The organism is Micrococcus luteus, assembly GCF_022664405.1.
In the GTDB taxonomy this organism is placed as follows: domain Bacteria; phylum Actinomycetota; class Actinomycetes; order Actinomycetales; family Micrococcaceae; genus Micrococcus; species Micrococcus luteus.
The window spans coordinates 1-15,152 of record NZ_JAKRLB010000017.1; the positions used below are offsets into that span (position 1 = coordinate 1).

The window sequence follows — 15,152 nt, forward strand, 5'->3', positions numbered from 1 at the left end:
GCTCGGCGTGAGGCCCTGCAGGTGTGGGTGAACCACTACAACTACCATCGGCCTCATACCTCCTGCGGGGACGCCCCGCCAACCTCGTTGGCCCCGGCACGAGTCAACAACGTCATGACCTCTTACAACTAGGTTGCCCGGTAGCAACTTGTCGAAGTCGTGGACGCGCAGGTCTCCTACTCCGCTTCGATCGAGCACCTCCGCCACGTAGGATCCGATGCTGCCGGCGCCGATGACTGAGACTGACTTCTTGCGAAGGGCGGGGGCATGCCAACCGGCGCGGCGTCGTTGCGCTTGTGCTCTCTCTGCGACGGAGATGTAAGTGAGAGGGGCCTTGTCCTCGAGCCAGAACCCTATATAGCCGTCGCCCGCTCCTCGTCGGTAGCGCATGGCGACCAAAAGGGGCCGGCCAGTCTCCAGGAACTTGCCTATAGCTGGTCTGTCGCTTCCACAGGCAGCAACGAGGTCGGATGGTGAGATCACCGGCTTTGCGAGTTCACCGAGGTCGATCGCAACACCGTTCAGGAAGCGGTCGGGTTTGCGGTTCTTCCGCCGAGCCCCCTGTTGGCCAGGTGTCGCAGCTGGAGGAGGAGGCGTCTTCGCCCGCTTGACGCGCATCACTCCGTGAGCGTCTGGCAGCGATGATATGAACCATCCGGGTGAGAGACCGTCCCAGCGGTCAATCAGTAGTGAAGGGTGCACGGTGGAGCCGTTGACTTTGAGGAAGCGAGGCTGGTGGTAGGCCTCCAGATCGAGTTGGGGGGAGTCCTTGATCCACCCGGCGGCGTCGTTGGCGATCCAACTCTCGATGCGTTCGATGAGAATCGTTGGGTCGAGCCAAGGAATGCCTGCCTGGCCCTCCTCGGTCCAGAGGCAGAGGATCCCTTCCGGTCCGCTATGCCATCCGAGGTCTGTGGCCCTGTCGGGCAGGGACACGTTCGGCGGAGAGAAGGGATAGCTCGGCTGCAGCGTCACCCGCACCAGCTCACGTCGGGGCCCCAGCCGACCGGTCCATTCCCACTCAGTAGGGAGGTCGCCTGAGTGCTGGGTGCGGAAACCTCGCCGGTTCAGTCCCTCGTCGAGGCGGCGGACGGCCGTATCCAGGAAATCACGTGTGGCATCGTTCATCCGAACGTGGGAGAGTCACCGCTGGGCAGGCTAGCGTAGCCGGGGCGCACACTCGCGGCTTGCTCCGTCCCAGCCGACCGCGGAAGCAATGGGAAGACTGCTTCGCCCTCGGTGGTCAGTCCTAACAGTTCATGGAAGGCCTGCGCTGCGGCGTGGTCGTCTATCTCGTCCAGGGCGACGCGAGCACTCGTAGCAGCATGCTCCCACGCAGCTACAACAGCTTCCAGCTCTTCTGTCGTGGCCCGTACATGCAATTTCTGCCCAGGGACAGCAGGGTTTAGAAGTGGCGCGCTGCCGTCGGCATGGGCACGTAACAGCGGCACCATCGCCTCCAGTGCCACGGTGTAGTACTCCGCAATGGAGGACGGTAAGTCGGGGGCTCCTTCCGTTGGGATGTTCTGGAAGGCGTGGAAAGCGGCAACCTCAACAAAGAATCCACCCGGTTTCGCAGTCCCCATCAAAGCGCGACGCGTCTGGCGGAGCAGCTTCACCGTAGGAACGTACTTCTTATCGTGTGTAGCGTTGCATCCGCTGGTGAGTTCATTGAAGCGAAGGGGATGGGTCGTCTCCCAACCCTCCCCCTTATTAGGGATTTCCCATAGGTCCCCGACAGGTCGTGCTGGCACGACGTCGACGTGAAGGTCATAGACCGGGAAGTCCACCTTCACCGACCGGTCGTTGCGCGATACTCGATCGCCGTATTCTTCGGAGAGGGCGGAGAGGAACCGATCAAGCAAGTCTTGAGGGTCAACATCTACAGGCAAGTCCGGCAACTGACAGAAGACGTCCGCATCCTTGACGCGTCGGATCGAAACCTGCCTCCGGTAGGAGCCGATGAGGAGCGTCTCCAGTCCCCAATCCTTGAAATCTTCCCTGGAATTGAGCACGCGTCGTACCTCTTCGTGTGCTTCAGCAGCATGTTCGGCATCCTCCGCTGGCTCGATTGCTGCCAAGGCATCTCGAAATTGTTTGCTCAAGACTGCCATGAGGCCCCCTCCCGCTGACCTTCAATCAGCACTAGTAAGTGGGCTTCAGGATAGCGCGCACATGGACCCGGTGGATGGCCGCAGGTGCTCGGGACTACTCGGTAGCTGGTCCCCAAAGGGCCGGTGCGACTTCGAGGGCATCTTGGCCGTGGGCGGGCCATATTGCCCTGGAAGCGAGCGTAGTGGTCATGGATGCCGCTTCGACTGTGCGGCCGAAGTCGCGGTTTGTCGACTGAGAAGGTCCGACCTTTGCCACCGGGGCTGGTCCTTCCACCCCATTCGTCGTACCGGACGGGGTTACGAAGCCCTCTCTGCGTAACGGGCGAAGAGCAACTCCTGACGCTCGAGCTCTGTGCGGCATCGCCGCGGGGCGCCCATGATCCGGTCCATCACGGTGTCCAACCCGTCGTGGGCTCTCACCAGGACCGGGTCCATGCCCAGGGGCGCGTAGTGCTGGGCCAGGGAGCGTCCGGGATGGAGGGCCCGGGCTTCGAGGACTTTCTGGCCGGCCTTGGCTAGAGAGGCTCGGTCCTTGTCGATCAAAGCAGGAAGGGGGAAGCCGTTCCAGGTGATCGTGCTGGAGAACGAAATGCGGGACTCCAGCCGTCCTCCGACGGTCTTCATCCAGGTGATGAACATCGAGGAGGAGGCCACGGCGAAGACGATGCCGTCGGGGTCCACGGCACCGTAGACCTTGTTGGAGATGATGACGTCGGGCTCGAAGTGGGCCACGGGCAGGTAGGCGCGCCCCTCACTGCTGACTTCTGGGATCCCGACGAAGGGCACATCGGAAACGAGGCCGCGCTGGCGGAACAGGTGGGGGAAGCGTGCCCAGTCCCGGGTGGAAGCGGCCTTGGACTTGGCACGTTCGACGGCGACACCCTCGAGGCGACGTTTGAGCTCGGGGGAGCGGGAGGGCGCATCCGGGTCCATGTCGGCCAGCCAGAGGCACCAGCGCTGCTGGCCGCGGATCAACTCGACCGCACCGACGTAAGGGCGCACGTAGGGGGCCATCACGGGGTCGGCCATCACGGCCTGGTACTGCTCTGCGGTGACGATGAGGTTGCCGTCATCCGTGGGCTTGGAGCCATAGACGACCTCCGGCATGTCGGGGGCGAGCGGGATGCTGCGCTTCTCCACCAACACGTTGGGCCCATCCACCAGGTAGGCGTTGATCGTCTTCACCCCGGGCACCTCGCGGGCCTCACCGCGCGCATGCTCGTATTTGAACAGGCGCGCCCTGGCGTCGGGGTCGCGGGTGAAGCCGACGATCACGCAGTGCACCGCGGCCTTGCCGGGGGCCTGGGAGTCCCACGCGAAGGTGCGGTGGGCGAACTTGATCCGCCAGCCAGCCTGGAAGATTGGGGCGAACAAGCGGGCCGGCTGGTCCCCCTGAACGATGGAGTTCGTGGTCACGAACGCCCACTCCCCATCCCGCTCATCCAGCAGGCGCAGGGTGAGTGCGTGCCAGGAGGTCACGAAGTCCAGGCGGGAAAGCTGCTTGTCACCACCCCAGGCGGCCTGCATCAGGGCCAGCTGGGCAGCCGTGCGGGTGTGGTCGCCCAGGAACGGGGGGTTGCCGAACACGAACGTGCGCCCGGCCGGGGTCGGCAGGGCCTCGGCCCAGTCGAGGGTGAGCGCGTCGTGCTGGTAGATGGTCGCGGTGATCTTGATCGGCAGGCGGTCCGGGGCCTGGCCGAGGGCCGCGGCGAGCTGCCGGTTGGCTTGGTGGTCCACGAGGAACATGGCGGTCTCGGCGATCTTGGCCGGCCACCAGTTGATCTCGATCCCGTAGAACCGGTCGATGTGGATCCGCTGGTCCAAGCTCACGTCCAGGGACAGGTCCTGGGACCCAGTACGACGGCGCTGGTCAGCCAGCAGGTCCGTCTCGATCTCGCGCAGCTTGGCGTAGGCCAGGTTCAAGAAGTTGCCGGCCCCGCAGGCCGGGTCGACATAGATGTTGGCGGCCATCTCCTCGATCAGGCCGATCACCTCACGCCGGGAGGTGGTCTTGTTCTGGATGAGCCGGTCCGCTCGGGCGCGGTACTCGTCCAGGAAGAGCGGGCCGATGGTCTTGAGGATGTTCTCCTCGGAGGTGTAGTGCTCCCCGTCCCCGCGGCGGGCCTGCTTGGACTTGACCAGTTGGAACATGGAGCCGAATACGGCCGGGGAGATCTGGGTCCACCGGAACCGGCAGGCGGCCACGAGCGCGTCCCGGAAGTTGTTGGTGAGGAACCCGGCGGTGGAGGTGCCGTCGAAGATGCCGCCGTTGACGTAGGGGAAGCGGGCCAGGGAGTCCGGCACACCGCGGCGCCGGTTCTCGGGGGTGTTGAGCACGCGGAAGAGGGCGTCGAGCTGGGGGCCGAGGTTGTCGGCGGTGGTGTCCCACTCCACCCAACGCTGGAACAGGTCGGCCTCCCACAGGCCGGCGTCGTCGCCGTAGAGCAGGAACAGCAGCCGGGTGAGCAGGATCGAGGCCTGCTGGGTGGCGAACTCCTCCTCCTCGGCGTCCTCGGGGGCCTCCTCGCCCACGGGCACGTCCACCTCGTCTCCGACGAGGGCGGTGAACATAGAGGCCATCAGCTGCGCGGCCGCGATGGAGGCCTCTTGCTCCTCGGCCTTGGTCACGGTGTCCCGGCCGGCCAGGAACATCAGCTGGTCCACGTGATCGGCGGCCTCTTGCACGGTGAACTCGGCCACCCAGCCGGCCTCGCCCAGACGTTCGACGCGGATGCGGGCGAAGTCGGTGACGAGCACGTACTTGGGCCACTCGTGCTGACCGATGGATCCGCCGGCCAGGTAGTCCAGGGCCTGGGCGTGGGCGACGTCGAGGTCGGCACCCAGGGACTTGGCCTCGCCCAGGGCGACGCCGGACCAGAAGAAGTCGATGTAGCCGGCCCCGCCGGTGGAGGCGCGCGCGGCCCCGCGCTCGAACAGGTCGATGCGCTCGGGGATCACCCCGAAGGTTCGCAGCAGGTCGGACCAGAACTGCTGGGCGAAGGACTTCTCCGTGTGGGTCTGTCCATCGGCGCGCCAGCGGTCGATGCGCTGACCCCAGGCATGTCCGAAGTCGTCCAGGGCTGTGCGGATGACGCCGCGATCTGCAAGTTGCTCCACAGGCACAACGTACACGGGGCCCTGCCGTTCTAAACCTAAGAATCGGGGCCGAGAGGGTCAGCTGGAAACGGGCGGTTTCTCTACGTGGGTGTCGATGAGGAAGCCGGCGATGGCGAACCCCGCGTTGACCGCGAGCTTGGCATGGCGAGGTGCCGGCCCCACAGAGCGCTTGCCTCGACCGTGGGCGTCGCTGAGGGCATTCCTCATCGCGGCCAGTCCTCCAACAAGCGTTGCCGCCCCACTGAGGATCTGCTTGATGATCTGTTCGCTGTGCTGATCCGGTGCCACCTGCATCGCACTTGAGGTGGCCTTGTAGAGCCGAGCGAGATCCCACCCGTCTTCGTACTTCACTCCGCGTTCATCGCAGATGTGCTTGCACACGCTCTCGATGGTGGTGCGGGTCGCGGTGATAGCTCCGTCGGGGTCGTCCTGGACTTTGGTCAGCGCGGCCTGCCAGGACCTGTTGACGGCCTCCCAGTCCTCGAGCTTCTGCAGGGACTCCTGTGCTGCGTGCGCGCCGGGGGTGCCGGCGGAGAGGAGCATGCCCCGTAGCCGGGTGAGCTCCCCTTCAGGGGGGCGGCCGTTTTTGAACTCGCCGTCGTAGGAACACAACTCCAGTAGCACGGCGCGTTGTTGAGGCAGCGGAAGAGAATGCAACCCGGTCTGGAAGATCTGCCATCGGGAGGGGCTCCCGTTCCACCGATAGGGGCCCAGCATGTCGGTGTAACGAGCGAAGAAGTCATGGAGATGGGGGCCGCTGAAGCCTGTCTCCTTGGCGAAGAGCGAGGTGGCTAGAGAATCGATCCGGAACGGCAAAAGCGTTGGAGAGGTAGAGGCCATATACGCTCCTAGGGCGTGTCTGACAAACAGTCTAGGGGCCCACTGGCACCTTGGAAGGCATGTCCCGTTTCCAGATGCTCTCCGATGCCCAGTGGGAGCTGATCGCCCCGATGCTGCCTACTCACACGGGCCGGCCCGGCAGGCCCTTCTCGGATGCGCGGATGATGATCGAGGCCATCATCTACCGGTACCGGTGCGGGATCGCCTAGCGCGATCTGCCCAAGGTCTTCTGGCCGCGGCAGAGAAGTGTGGACCTGGTATCGACGCATGGCCGAAGAAGGCACCTGGGATCGGGTGCTTCAGATGCTGATCGCCGCAGCGGACGCGGGCGGTGCTCGCGTAATCCAAACGATTGTCAGACACGCCCTAGTGGCTGTGCTCACCCTCCTGGCCACCATCGTGCTCAGCTGGGTCGGTCTGGGAAGTTAGGCAGCCGCCGACGCCTGAAACGCCGGTAGCGTCGGCCGCGCGGGACACGAGGTACCCCTAACGACCAGCAACTGGGCTCATGTTGGGGACCTTGGCGGCATCCTAAGGCGCCCCCCCTGAAGAGGGTCGCCTTGTGCACCACCACAACGCTGACCGTGACGCGGTACTGACCTGACAGGTCCCATCGGTGCCCGGGGTCTGCCATGAGTTTGCTTGACACGAGTTATCAGGCGGCGGCAGCCGCCTGGACTGATTGAACCATCTCGAACTCGACAGGGGTGAGCTTCCCGAGACGGGCCTGCCTACGACGGCGGTGATAGGTCCGCTCGATCCAGCTCACGATCGCGAGCCGGAGCTGGTCGAAGGACTGCCAGCGACGCCGGTTCAGCACGTTCTTCTGCAACAACGCGAAGAAGGATTCCATTGCCGCGTTGTCCCCAGCAGCACCGACCCTGCCCATCGACCCGACCAGGCCGTTGACCCGGAGCGTCTCCACGAACCGCCTGGCTCGAAATTGGGCGGGTTCAACCGGTCGTTGCAACACCGTGCGTTGAGAGCGAGCGTAGCTGCTCGGCGAAGACCTCCGCGGGAGTCTTCCAGTCCAGGACCTTCCTGGGCCTGTTGTTCAGCGTGTACGCGACTGCTGCGAGGTCCTCGGCCGACCATCTCGACAGGTCCGTGCCCTTGGGGAAGTACTGCCGCAGCACCCCGTTCGTGTTCTCGTTCGTCGGCCGCTGCCACGGCGAGTGGGGGTCAGCGAAGAACACTCTCGTGCCCGTGGCCATCGTGAACTGGACATGCCCGGCCAGCTCCTTGCCCCGATCCCACGTCAAGCTCTGACGCAGCTGCTCCGGCACCGTCGTCATCGCCTTAGTCAGGGCCGCGGTCATCGCCTCGGCCCCGTACCCGCCCAGCGACGGCCCGTTCTTCACCGGCGGCTGCTCACCCCATCCCTGCAGGCGGGGAAGGTGGACCAGAAGCGTGGCCCGGCTCTTCCGCTCGGCCAGAGTCCCGATCGCTGAACGCTCGGTCCCGATAATCAGGTCCCCTTCCCAGTGCCCGGGCACAGCACGATCAGCGGCCTCAGGTGGGCGCTTGCTGAACACCACGTCCTCGGTGACGTGGCCCTGGGGCTTGTTCCGGGTACGTGCCCGCGGCTCGCGCAGAGCCCGTCCGGTGCGTAGGCACCCGACGAGTTCGCGTTTGAGTGCGCCCCGTCCCTCGACGAACAGGGACTGATAGATCGCCTCGTGAGAGATCCGCATGGACACATCATCCGGGAACTCCAGGCGCAGCCGGTGGCTGATCTGCTCAGGGCTCCACGCCGTGGACCACCGCCGGTCCGCCCGGCGCGGTTTCATCTTCCGCCCCTTGAAACCGGGCCCGACCGGTCCCGGCACGGCCACGCCATCGGGGCCCAGGACCACCCCGTTCAGGCGTGCCTGGACGTAGTCGTGCAGTCGCTGGTTCGTGGCCAGCTTCGCCGGCTTGGGCCGCCTGGCAGCTTCCTGGGCCTTCCACTGCGCCACCGTGGCCCGGTACTCCTGCTTCCCGGAACGAGTGGCGCAGTTACGGCGCAGCTCACGGCTGATCGTGCCGGGATCACGTCCCAGCGTGCGTGCGATCTGACGGACCCCCTGGCCCTGGGCATGGAGGATCGCGAGCTCCTCACGCTCAGCGAAGGACAGGTACCGGCCGGTGGGCTCGGCTAAGGACAGCGGGGTCATCCCGCCAGCGTGACGGAACCAGCGCGCCCCGACGGGCCAGGACACGCCCACAGTCAGGGATGCCTCGACCGTGGTGACACCGGTGGCGATCACACGCCAGAACTGGCGTTGGACCTCCCGTGAGGGCTGCGGCCTGCCAGGAGAGCGCATCGGGGCCCGCAAGGCCCGATCCGCTCTCCACTGCCGACGTGTCCCCTCGGGCACGTCACTGATCTTCCTCGCCCAGTCCTTGCTTGCCATCGCCCATACCTCCAGTGATTCCGAGAGGGTGTTGCGACGACCGATTGAATCCACCTTGCGATCCTCGATCCGAATGCACCCGGCAACCCTGCACCTCGGCCTTGCCTCCACGCCGGCCCAGAGCCATCTGCAGGGCGTCCACGGCCAGCTGCGAGCTCATCCGCCGATTGATCGAGTAGCCCACGATCCGGTTCGAGAACACGTCCTTGACCGCGCAGAGATAGAGCTTGGAATCCCCGGCCCAATGCTCTGAGATGTCCGTGAGCCACAGCTGGTTCGGCTTCTCAGCGGCGAACTCACGACGAACCAGATCATCATGAACGGCAGGGCCAGGACGCTTGCCCGAGCCGCGACGGATCGAGTGGCAGCAGCGGACCTTCACGAGCCGACAGGCCTTCAACACCTGATGGTCCGACACGGCCAGGCCACGGCCGCGGAGCTCATCAGCCAGGAACCGGTATCCGAACTCCGGGTCATCGGCATGGGCATCGAGGACGGCGTTGGCGGCATGCGCGTCGGACCATTCCCGCTCGCTGACAGGTTCGGCCAGCCACTGGTAGTAGGCCTGACGGGAGAACCCGAGGACCCGGCAGGAGAGTTTCACGGGAATCCCGTCGCGGGCCAGGTCCTTCACGACGGGATAGGTCATTTTGGGGACTGACCCAATTTCAGGTTCGCCTGGGACAGATACGCGGCCGCACGCCGTAGGACCTCGTTCTCCATCTCCAACTCGCGGTTGCGGCGCTTGAGAGCCTTCAGCTCCTCGTTCTCAGCCTTGGTGATGCCGGGCCGGATCCCGGCCTCGACATCATCCTGGGCCAGCCAGCGCCGTAGGCAGGACTCGGCGATGCCGAAGTCCTTCGCGACCTGCGCGATCGGCATCTGACCCTTACGGGCGATCGCGACCACGTCCTGGCGGAACTCTCGGGGGTATGCAGCGGGCATGGGGTCATCCTTCCAGCAGTCCCTCCCGGGACCACAGATCAGATGTCAACCAAACTCACGGCAGACCCTTTCCTCCTACGGGTCAGGACGGGGGTGCCGGGCCAGAGGTCTCGGGCGGGCTGGGCACGGTGGGTGGGGGTGAGCGATAAAGGCATGTTCTTTCCTGGGCGGCCACCGTGCGATGCCCCCGTGGATGGAGGGGTGTGGGCCGGGCGGGAGGGTCAGTGGATGTAGGAGAAGACGCCCATCATCCCGGCCTCGGCGTGGTAGGCGTTGTGGCAGTGGGTTAGCCACTGGCCCGGGTTGTCCGCCTCGAAGTCGAAGACGATGGTTTGCCGGGGTTTGATGATGACCGTGTCCTTGCGGGCGCCATGGTCGGCCAGCTGGAAGGTGTGGCCGTGCAGGTGCATGGGGTGCCACATGTCGGTGTCGTTGGTCATCGTGACCCGCACGCGTTCGTCCAACCGGAGTTCGAAGGCGCCCTCGAAGGGGTTGGCCGGGTCGAAGCGTCGCCCGTTGATGCCCCAGTCGTACTCCATCATCGATCCGGTGAGGCGTACCTCGTGGGTCCTGGTCGGGTCCTTGGGTGGGAGCAGGACGGATTCGTGTGCCTTCAGTCGGCTGCCATCGAGCACGGTTCCGCCCAGGGTCTGCGGGAGCCGACCGGAGAGCGTGGTCTTTGGACCGGCTGCGATGATGCCGTAGGCGTGGCCGGTCTTGCCCTCGGGCAGGGCCAGTACGGGCACCGCCTGGTCGCCGAGGGTGATCAGCACGTCCAGGCGTTCGCCCATCCCCAGGACGACGGCATCGGCCTGGCGGGGCTGGACCGGGAACCCGTCGGTGTGGGTGATGGTCAGTTCCTGGCCGGGGATCCCGACCCGGTAGGCGGTGTCTCCGGCCGCGTTGATCAAGCGCAGGCGGATCCGGTTGCCCGGGGTGCTGGAGAAGGTGTCCGGGTCGGATGGGGGGCGGCCGTTGAACAGGTGCACGGGGATCTTCACGTCGCCGGCGTCCCCGCCCAGATAGTCGCTCTCAGCGCCCATGAGCATGTGCTTCATGGGCATGCCCGAGGAGCTGTCCTGGCTCATGGACCCGTGGTCCATGCCCGCCATGCCGGCCATGCCCTCCATGTCGCCGGACATGTCCATCCCGGCGGAGAGTTCCTCGACGACGTCCTGCGGTGTTCCGGTGATCCCGTCGAGCCAGTCGTCCAGGATCACGACCCATTCCTGGTCGTAGCTGAGGGGCTCGTTGGGGTCCTCGACGATCAGGGCCCCGTACAGGGCGCGTTCGCGCTGGGTGTCGAAGTGGGAGTGGTACCAGTACGTGCCCGGATGGGACAGCCGGAAGCCGTACGTATAGCGTCCTCCGGCGGCGATGGGGTCCTGGGTCACCCCCTGGACTCCGTCGGCGTCGTTGCGCAGGGCCAGCCCGTGCCAGTGCACGCTCGTGTCCTCGGGCAGGTCGTTGGCGACGCTGACCTTGAGCAGGTCCCCGGTCTGGGCGCGCAGCAGCGGCCCGTTGAGGCCGTCGTTGTATCCCCAGGTGGTCAGGCCCCGACCCTGGAGGGAGGTCTCGAGGGGTGCGGCGGAGAGCCGGTGGGTGACGGTGGTGCCCGAGGCGGCGCGTCGTTTCTCGTACTCGGCGACCAGCGGGTCGGTGGGCAGGATGCGCCCTGACGGTTGGGGGCTGATGACGGGATCGGCGCAGGCGGCCAGCCCGGCCAGCGCCAGGGCCCCGACGGAGGCGCCCAGGAAGGTGCGGCGGGTGGTCAGTGAGGAGGTCATCGGTTCTTCTTTCCGTCATCCGGCCCCGTGTCGCAGGCGGGCGCGACGGGGCCGGGCATGGCTGATCAGTTGCTGGGTGAGGCCGGTGGCGTACCGGGGCTGCGTGCCGCTGTCACCCGGAGGTATTGGCGGACCCTGCGCTCACCGGTGGGGCGCGGCCGGGGGCTTTAGGTGCGGCTGACGGCCAGTTGAGCCAGTGAAGGGTCCACGGGGGCCGGAAATGGGCAACCCAGGGCAGGGGTGGTGCGGTCAGTCCCCCACCGGGGCTAGGCAGGAGGGCCCGGGAGGCCAAGTGGGACACGACAGGTGCCTTGGTCAGGGCCGAGGCGCAGGTATCGTCCACGGCCTCCAGGGCACAGACCGGCAGCCCGGGGTCGGCTGCCTCATCCCCGGCAGGCTCGGCCGGGAGCACGACCTCAGGCACCATGCCGGCCGGACCGATGGCGCCCGGCCCGAGGTGATGAACAGTTGTGGCGGCGGCCGTAGCGGTGGCGGCCCAAGCCGCGCTGGTGCCCGTACCAGCGTGCATCCCGAGCAGGCCCAGGATCAACACGAGGGTGCCCAGAACGGTTCGAAGGGCGGGCCAGCCGGACAGGGGGCGGCGGGGGGAGGTCACAGCAGCTGTTCGGTGGTGTTCCCGCCGTCGGTGGTGGACAGCACGGTCGAACCGATGACCAGCAGTGCTTCGGTCTGCCCGTCGTCGGTGATGCCGGCGCCCAGGGCGGAGGCCGTGCCGACCGGGCGGTCGCTGGCGGTCCAGGTGTCGCCGGCGTCGGTGCTGGTCAGCAGGTGTCCCTCGGTGCCGGCGCCCACGGCGGTGGTGTCATCGGCCCAGGCGACCAGGTGCATCAGCTGGGGGGTGTCCAGGGTGGTCCAGGTCGCGCCGTGGTCGGTCGAGCGCAACATGCCGGTTTCGGTGGTGGCCAGCACGGTCCCGGTTTGGGGGGAGATCGCCAGCGATGCCGGGGCGACGGGGATCTCAAGGCTCTGCCAGGTGAGGCCGTCGGTGCTGGCGCGCAGTTGCCCATCGAAGCCGAGGACCCCGTTCGGGCCGGCGGCCAGGGCGTGGAAATCGGATGCGCCGCCGCGGGAGAGCACCGTCCAGCTCTGGCCCCGGTCGGTGGACTCGGCCAGGCCCAGCGGCTCGGGCAGGTCGGTGCGCGGCGCGGGGTGACCCGAGGCCAGGTAGCGGCCCTCGGGAGTCAGGGTGAAACCCATGAAGTCCACGACCGGACCGACCTGGGTCAGCTCCCCGTCCTGGAGCCGGAACAGGCCCTGGTGGGTGGCCAGCAGCACCTCACCGGACTCGGGGTCCCGGGTGAGGGCATGGACGTGGGTGATGGCCGTGCCGGTGCCCTGCGTGCCGGTGCCGGCCGCCGGGGATGTCGCGGGGTTCGGCGCGGCGCAGGCGGTGAGGGTGCCAGCGCCGAGCAGGGTCAGCCCGCCGGCGATCAGGGTTCTGCGGGTCAGGGGGGTCATGGAGCCTTTCCGCCCCGGGCCAAAAGGCGGGGCCATCTACCATTGTCGGCCGGTGACGCGCCGGGATGGGGCGGTTTGCCTTGAAGATTCGATGAAGATTCCCCGCCCCGGCACCGTTCTGAGCCGCCGGGGCGCGAGACAGAGCGAGACTGGACCCATGAACTCTGGCACTGGCACTGGGACTGACACTGGGACTGGTCCGGCGGCCGGCCGGGTGTTGGTGGTCGATGACGAGAAGCCGCTGGCGCGCATGGTGGCCACCTACCTGGAGCGGGCCGGCTACGAGGTGGCCCTCACCCACACCGGCCCGGCCGCAGTGCAGGCCGCCCGGGTTCACGAGCCCGACGTGATGGTCCTGGACCTGGGCCTGCCCGGGCTGGACGGGATCGAGGTGTGCCGGCGGGTGCGGGCCTTCTCCGAGTGCTATGTGCTGATGCTCACCGCCCGCGGCGATGAGCACCACCGGTTGGAGGGATTGGCGGTGGGGGCCGATGACTACATCACCAAACCCTTCAGCGTCCGGGAGCTGGTCGCCCGGGTGGGGGCGGTCATGCGCCGGCCGCGCACAACGGTGTCAGCCCCCGAACCGGAACGGGTCTGCGGTGACCTGGTCATCGACCTGGCCGCCCACGAGGCCCGCGTGTCGGGCCAGGTGGTGCAACTAACGCGCACGGAGTTCGACCTGCTGGCCGCCTTGTCGGGGCGCCCGCACCAGGCCTTCTCCCGGCGCCAGCTGATCGATATCGTCTGGGACCCGGCCTGGGTGGGCGATGAACGGCTCGTGGACGTGCACATCAAGAACCTGCGCCGCAAGCTCGACGCGGACCCGGCCCGCTATATCGACACCGTCCGCGGGGTCGGCTACCGGATGGCGGAGCAATGACCGGCCGGCGGCGCTACCAAGGATTAGCGGCCCGGTTCTTCCTCGCCCAGCTGCTGGTGGTGGGGGCCAGCGTGCTGGCCGCGGTGGTGGTGGCCTCCCTGGCCGGCCCACCACTGTTCCACGAGCACCTGGAACAGGCCGGGGCCGGACACGATGCAGCCCAGGTGCTGCACGTGGAGCAGGCCTACCGGGACGCCAATTTCTGGACTCTGGGCGTGGCCCTGGCCACGGCCTTGATCTGTTGTCTGGCATTGACCTGGCATGTCGCCCGCCGGATCCAGAGTCCGATCAACGCCCTGACCCAGGCGGCCAAGGCCATGGCCGGTGGACGGTACGACACCCGCGTGCCGGCCATGGGCGCCGGCACCGAGGTGGAGGAGCTGGCAGGGTCTTTCAACACCATGGCCGCACGGCTTCAGCGCACCGAGGACACCCGGCGACGGATGCTCTCGGACCTGGCCCACGAGCTGCGCACCCCCGTCTCCGTGCTGACCGTCTACCACGAGGCCCTGCAAGACGGGGTGTCCCACTGGGACGAGCCCACCGGTGAGCTGATGGGCGAGCAGCTGGCCCGGTTGACCCGGCTGGTGGAGGACATCAACGACGTCTCCCGCGCCGAGGAGGGCCGGATCGAACTGGACCGCAGCCCCCAAGGGGTCAGCGGGCTGCTGCATGCCGCGACCGAGGCCCACAAGGAGGCCTACGCCACCAAGGGCGTGGCCCTGACCATGGACGCCGATCCGGGCCTGGCCGTGGACGTGGACCGCCAGCGCATGGGCCAGGTCCTGGGCAACCTGCTCACCAACGCCCTGCGCCACACCCCGGCCGGGGGCCGGGTCACCCTCGAGGCCCGACAAAGCCCGTCCGGGGTCACGCTCAGCGTCACCGACACCGGGGAGGGGATCTCTCCCGAGCACCTGCCGCACGTCTTCGAACGCTTCTACCGCGGGGACACCGCCCGCGACCGTGACCACGGCGGCTCCGGGGTCGGCCTGGCCATCTCCCGAGCTCTCATCCAGACCCACGGCGGCACCTTGAGCGCCACCTCCACCACGGCCGGGGCGACGTTCACCATCGACCTGCCCACCAAGCAGCCCCCGACCAGCCCACCTACCGGCGCACCCGTTTATCCACCGTGAACACCGGCGCTCCACCCCTTGAATGATACCCCCGGGGGGTATATACCAAGAGGAGAGGCGCCGTCCGGCGCCGCCCTCAGACCTGAAGGAGACCGTCATGACCGAATCCGCCCGCACCCCGCTGCCGGGGGCCACCAACGGCTGCTCGTGCTGCGCCCCAGCCGCCGACGCCACCGCCCCCGCCGGGCACCAGAGTGCCGACCCAACCGGGACGAGCGCCGGCGACGCGACCTACCAGGTGGAGGGCATGACCTGCGGACACTGCGTGGGCTCCGTCGCCGAGGCCGTGAGCGCCCTGGACGGGGTGGACGATGTCCGGGTCGAACTGGTCGCCGGCGGGGCCTCCCCCGTCACCGTGACCGGGCCCGCCTCCGCGGACTCCGTGCGGACGGCCATCGAAGCGGCCGGCTACCGCGTCCGGATCTAACCGACCCATCCCCTCGAGGTCGGCG

Annotated in this window: 12 protein-coding genes and 3 pseudogenes; 5 read left to right on the forward strand and 10 right to left on the reverse strand. The window is 67.3% G+C overall.

Translation table 11 applies throughout. From position 1 onward, the window contains the following. Positions 1 to 132: integrase core domain-containing protein (locus MF605_RS08530; protein ID WP_242821269.1), on the forward strand; the 132-nt coding region annotated here is incomplete at its 5' end. A gap of 9 nt (positions 133 to 141) precedes the next feature. On the opposite strand, the pseudogene MF605_RS12090 reads toward MF605_RS08530, so the two are convergent. The 4 genes and pseudogenes from MF605_RS12090 to MF605_RS08550 all read right to left on the reverse strand — a co-directional run. Next, positions 142 to 1,128 (reverse strand): annotated as a pseudogene (locus MF605_RS12090) (ThiF family adenylyltransferase); the annotation flags it as partial. Then, a complete protein-coding gene (locus tag MF605_RS08540) occupies positions 1,125 to 2,114 on the reverse strand; it encodes a nucleotidyltransferase domain-containing protein (protein WP_127435241.1) in 990 nt (329 codons plus the stop codon). The gene MF605_RS08540 and the pseudogene MF605_RS12090, both read right to left, overlap by 4 nt. A gap of 297 nt (positions 2,115 to 2,411) precedes the next feature. Next, a complete protein-coding gene (locus MF605_RS08545) occupies positions 2,412 to 5,246 on the reverse strand; it encodes a DNA methyltransferase (RefSeq protein WP_242821265.1) in 2,835 nt (944 codons plus the stop codon). A gap of 42 nt (positions 5,247 to 5,288) precedes the next feature. Then, positions 5,289 to 6,071, reverse strand: a complete 783-nt coding sequence (locus MF605_RS08550; RefSeq protein WP_036314019.1) for an abortive infection family protein — start codon at positions 6,069 to 6,071, stop codon at positions 5,289 to 5,291. 59 nt (positions 6,072 to 6,130) lie between these two features. On the opposite strand from MF605_RS08550, the pseudogene MF605_RS12125 reads away from it, so the two are divergent. Continuing rightward, positions 6,131 to 6,227: pseudogene (locus MF605_RS12125) on the forward strand (IS5/IS1182 family transposase); the annotation flags it as partial. A 499-nt stretch (positions 6,228 to 6,726) separates the two neighbouring features. Here the strand turns inward: MF605_RS12125 and MF605_RS08560 are convergent. The 6 genes and pseudogenes from MF605_RS08560 to MF605_RS08585 form a co-directional block, all read right to left on the reverse strand. Next, a pseudogene (locus tag MF605_RS08560) lies at positions 6,727 to 7,020 on the reverse strand (integrase core domain-containing protein); the annotation flags it as partial. Between the two features lie 4 nt (positions 7,021 to 7,024). Next, on the reverse strand, positions 7,025 to 8,467 hold the full coding sequence (locus MF605_RS08565; RefSeq protein ID WP_422614627.1) for an IS30 family transposase: 1,443 nt from the start codon (positions 8,465 to 8,467) through the stop codon (positions 7,025 to 7,027). Continuing rightward, positions 8,433 to 9,116: a DDE-type integrase/transposase/recombinase gene (locus MF605_RS08570; RefSeq protein ID WP_113913947.1), complete on the reverse strand. Its 684-nt coding sequence runs from the start codon at positions 9,114 to 9,116 to the stop codon at positions 8,433 to 8,435. Before MF605_RS08570 ends, MF605_RS08565 begins: the two co-directional genes overlap by 35 nt. Continuing rightward, positions 9,113 to 9,412 (reverse strand): transposase, encoded by a 300-nt coding sequence (locus MF605_RS08575; protein WP_002854321.1) that lies wholly within the window; start codon positions 9,410 to 9,412, stop codon positions 9,113 to 9,115. The genes MF605_RS08570 and MF605_RS08575 overlap by 4 nt, the downstream gene beginning before the upstream one ends. A 221-nt stretch (positions 9,413 to 9,633) precedes the next feature. After that, entirely contained in the window at positions 9,634 to 11,199 is a 1,566-nt protein-coding gene (locus MF605_RS08580) for a multicopper oxidase family protein (protein ID WP_113913948.1), read from the reverse strand. A 612-nt stretch (positions 11,200 to 11,811) separates the two neighbouring features. Further along, a complete protein-coding gene (locus MF605_RS08585; protein WP_060775534.1) occupies positions 11,812 to 12,678 on the reverse strand; it encodes a F510_1955 family glycosylhydrolase in 867 nt (288 codons plus the stop codon). Between the two features lie 157 nt (positions 12,679 to 12,835). Between MF605_RS08585 and MF605_RS08590 the strand changes: the two genes are divergently transcribed. The 3 genes from MF605_RS08590 (at position 12,836) to MF605_RS08600 (ending at position 15,127) form a co-directional block, all read left to right on the forward strand. Further along, positions 12,836 to 13,561, forward strand: a complete 726-nt coding sequence (locus MF605_RS08590; protein WP_017488138.1) for a response regulator — start codon at positions 12,836 to 12,838, stop codon at positions 13,559 to 13,561. After that, on the forward strand, positions 13,558 to 14,700 hold the full coding sequence (locus MF605_RS08595) for a sensor histidine kinase (protein WP_113913949.1): 1,143 nt from the start codon (positions 13,558 to 13,560) through the stop codon (positions 14,698 to 14,700). The genes MF605_RS08590 and MF605_RS08595 overlap by 4 nt, the downstream gene beginning before the upstream one ends. A 97-nt stretch (positions 14,701 to 14,797) precedes the next feature. Then, positions 14,798 to 15,127, forward strand: coding sequence for a heavy-metal-associated domain-containing protein (locus tag MF605_RS08600; protein WP_002854303.1), 330 nt, complete (start codon positions 14,798 to 14,800; stop codon positions 15,125 to 15,127). The last annotated feature ends 25 nt before the right edge of the window (positions 15,128 to 15,152 follow it).

Coding starts and splice junctions, on each gene's coding strand:
- MF605_RS08540 (WP_127435241.1), bottom strand. CDS start 2,114: ATGGCAGTCTTGAGCAAACAATTTCGAGATGCCTTGGCAGCAATCGAG.
- MF605_RS08550 (WP_036314019.1), bottom strand. CDS start 6,071: ATGGCCTCTACCTCTCCAACGCTTTTGCCGTTCCGGATCGATTCTCTA.
- MF605_RS08565 (WP_422614627.1), bottom strand. CDS start 8,467: ATGGCAAGCAAGGACTGGGCGAGGAAGATCAGTGACGTGCCCGAGGGG.
- MF605_RS08570 (WP_113913947.1), bottom strand. CDS start 9,116: ATGACCTATCCCGTCGTGAAGGACCTGGCCCGCGACGGGATTCCCGTG.
- MF605_RS08575 (WP_002854321.1), bottom strand. CDS start 9,412: ATGCCCGCTGCATACCCCCGAGAGTTCCGCCAGGACGTGGTCGCGATC.
- MF605_RS08580 (WP_113913948.1), bottom strand. CDS start 11,199: ATGACCTCCTCACTGACCACCCGCCGCACCTTCCTGGGCGCCTCCGTC.
- MF605_RS08585 (WP_060775534.1), bottom strand. CDS start 12,678: ATGACCCCCCTGACCCGCAGAACCCTGATCGCCGGCGGGCTGACCCTG.
- MF605_RS08590 (WP_017488138.1), top strand. CDS start 12,836: ATGAACTCTGGCACTGGCACTGGGACTGACACTGGGACTGGTCCGGCG.
- MF605_RS08595 (WP_113913949.1), top strand. CDS start 13,558: ATGACCGGCCGGCGGCGCTACCAAGGATTAGCGGCCCGGTTCTTCCTC.
- MF605_RS08600 (WP_002854303.1), top strand. CDS start 14,798: ATGACCGAATCCGCCCGCACCCCGCTGCCGGGGGCCACCAACGGCTGC.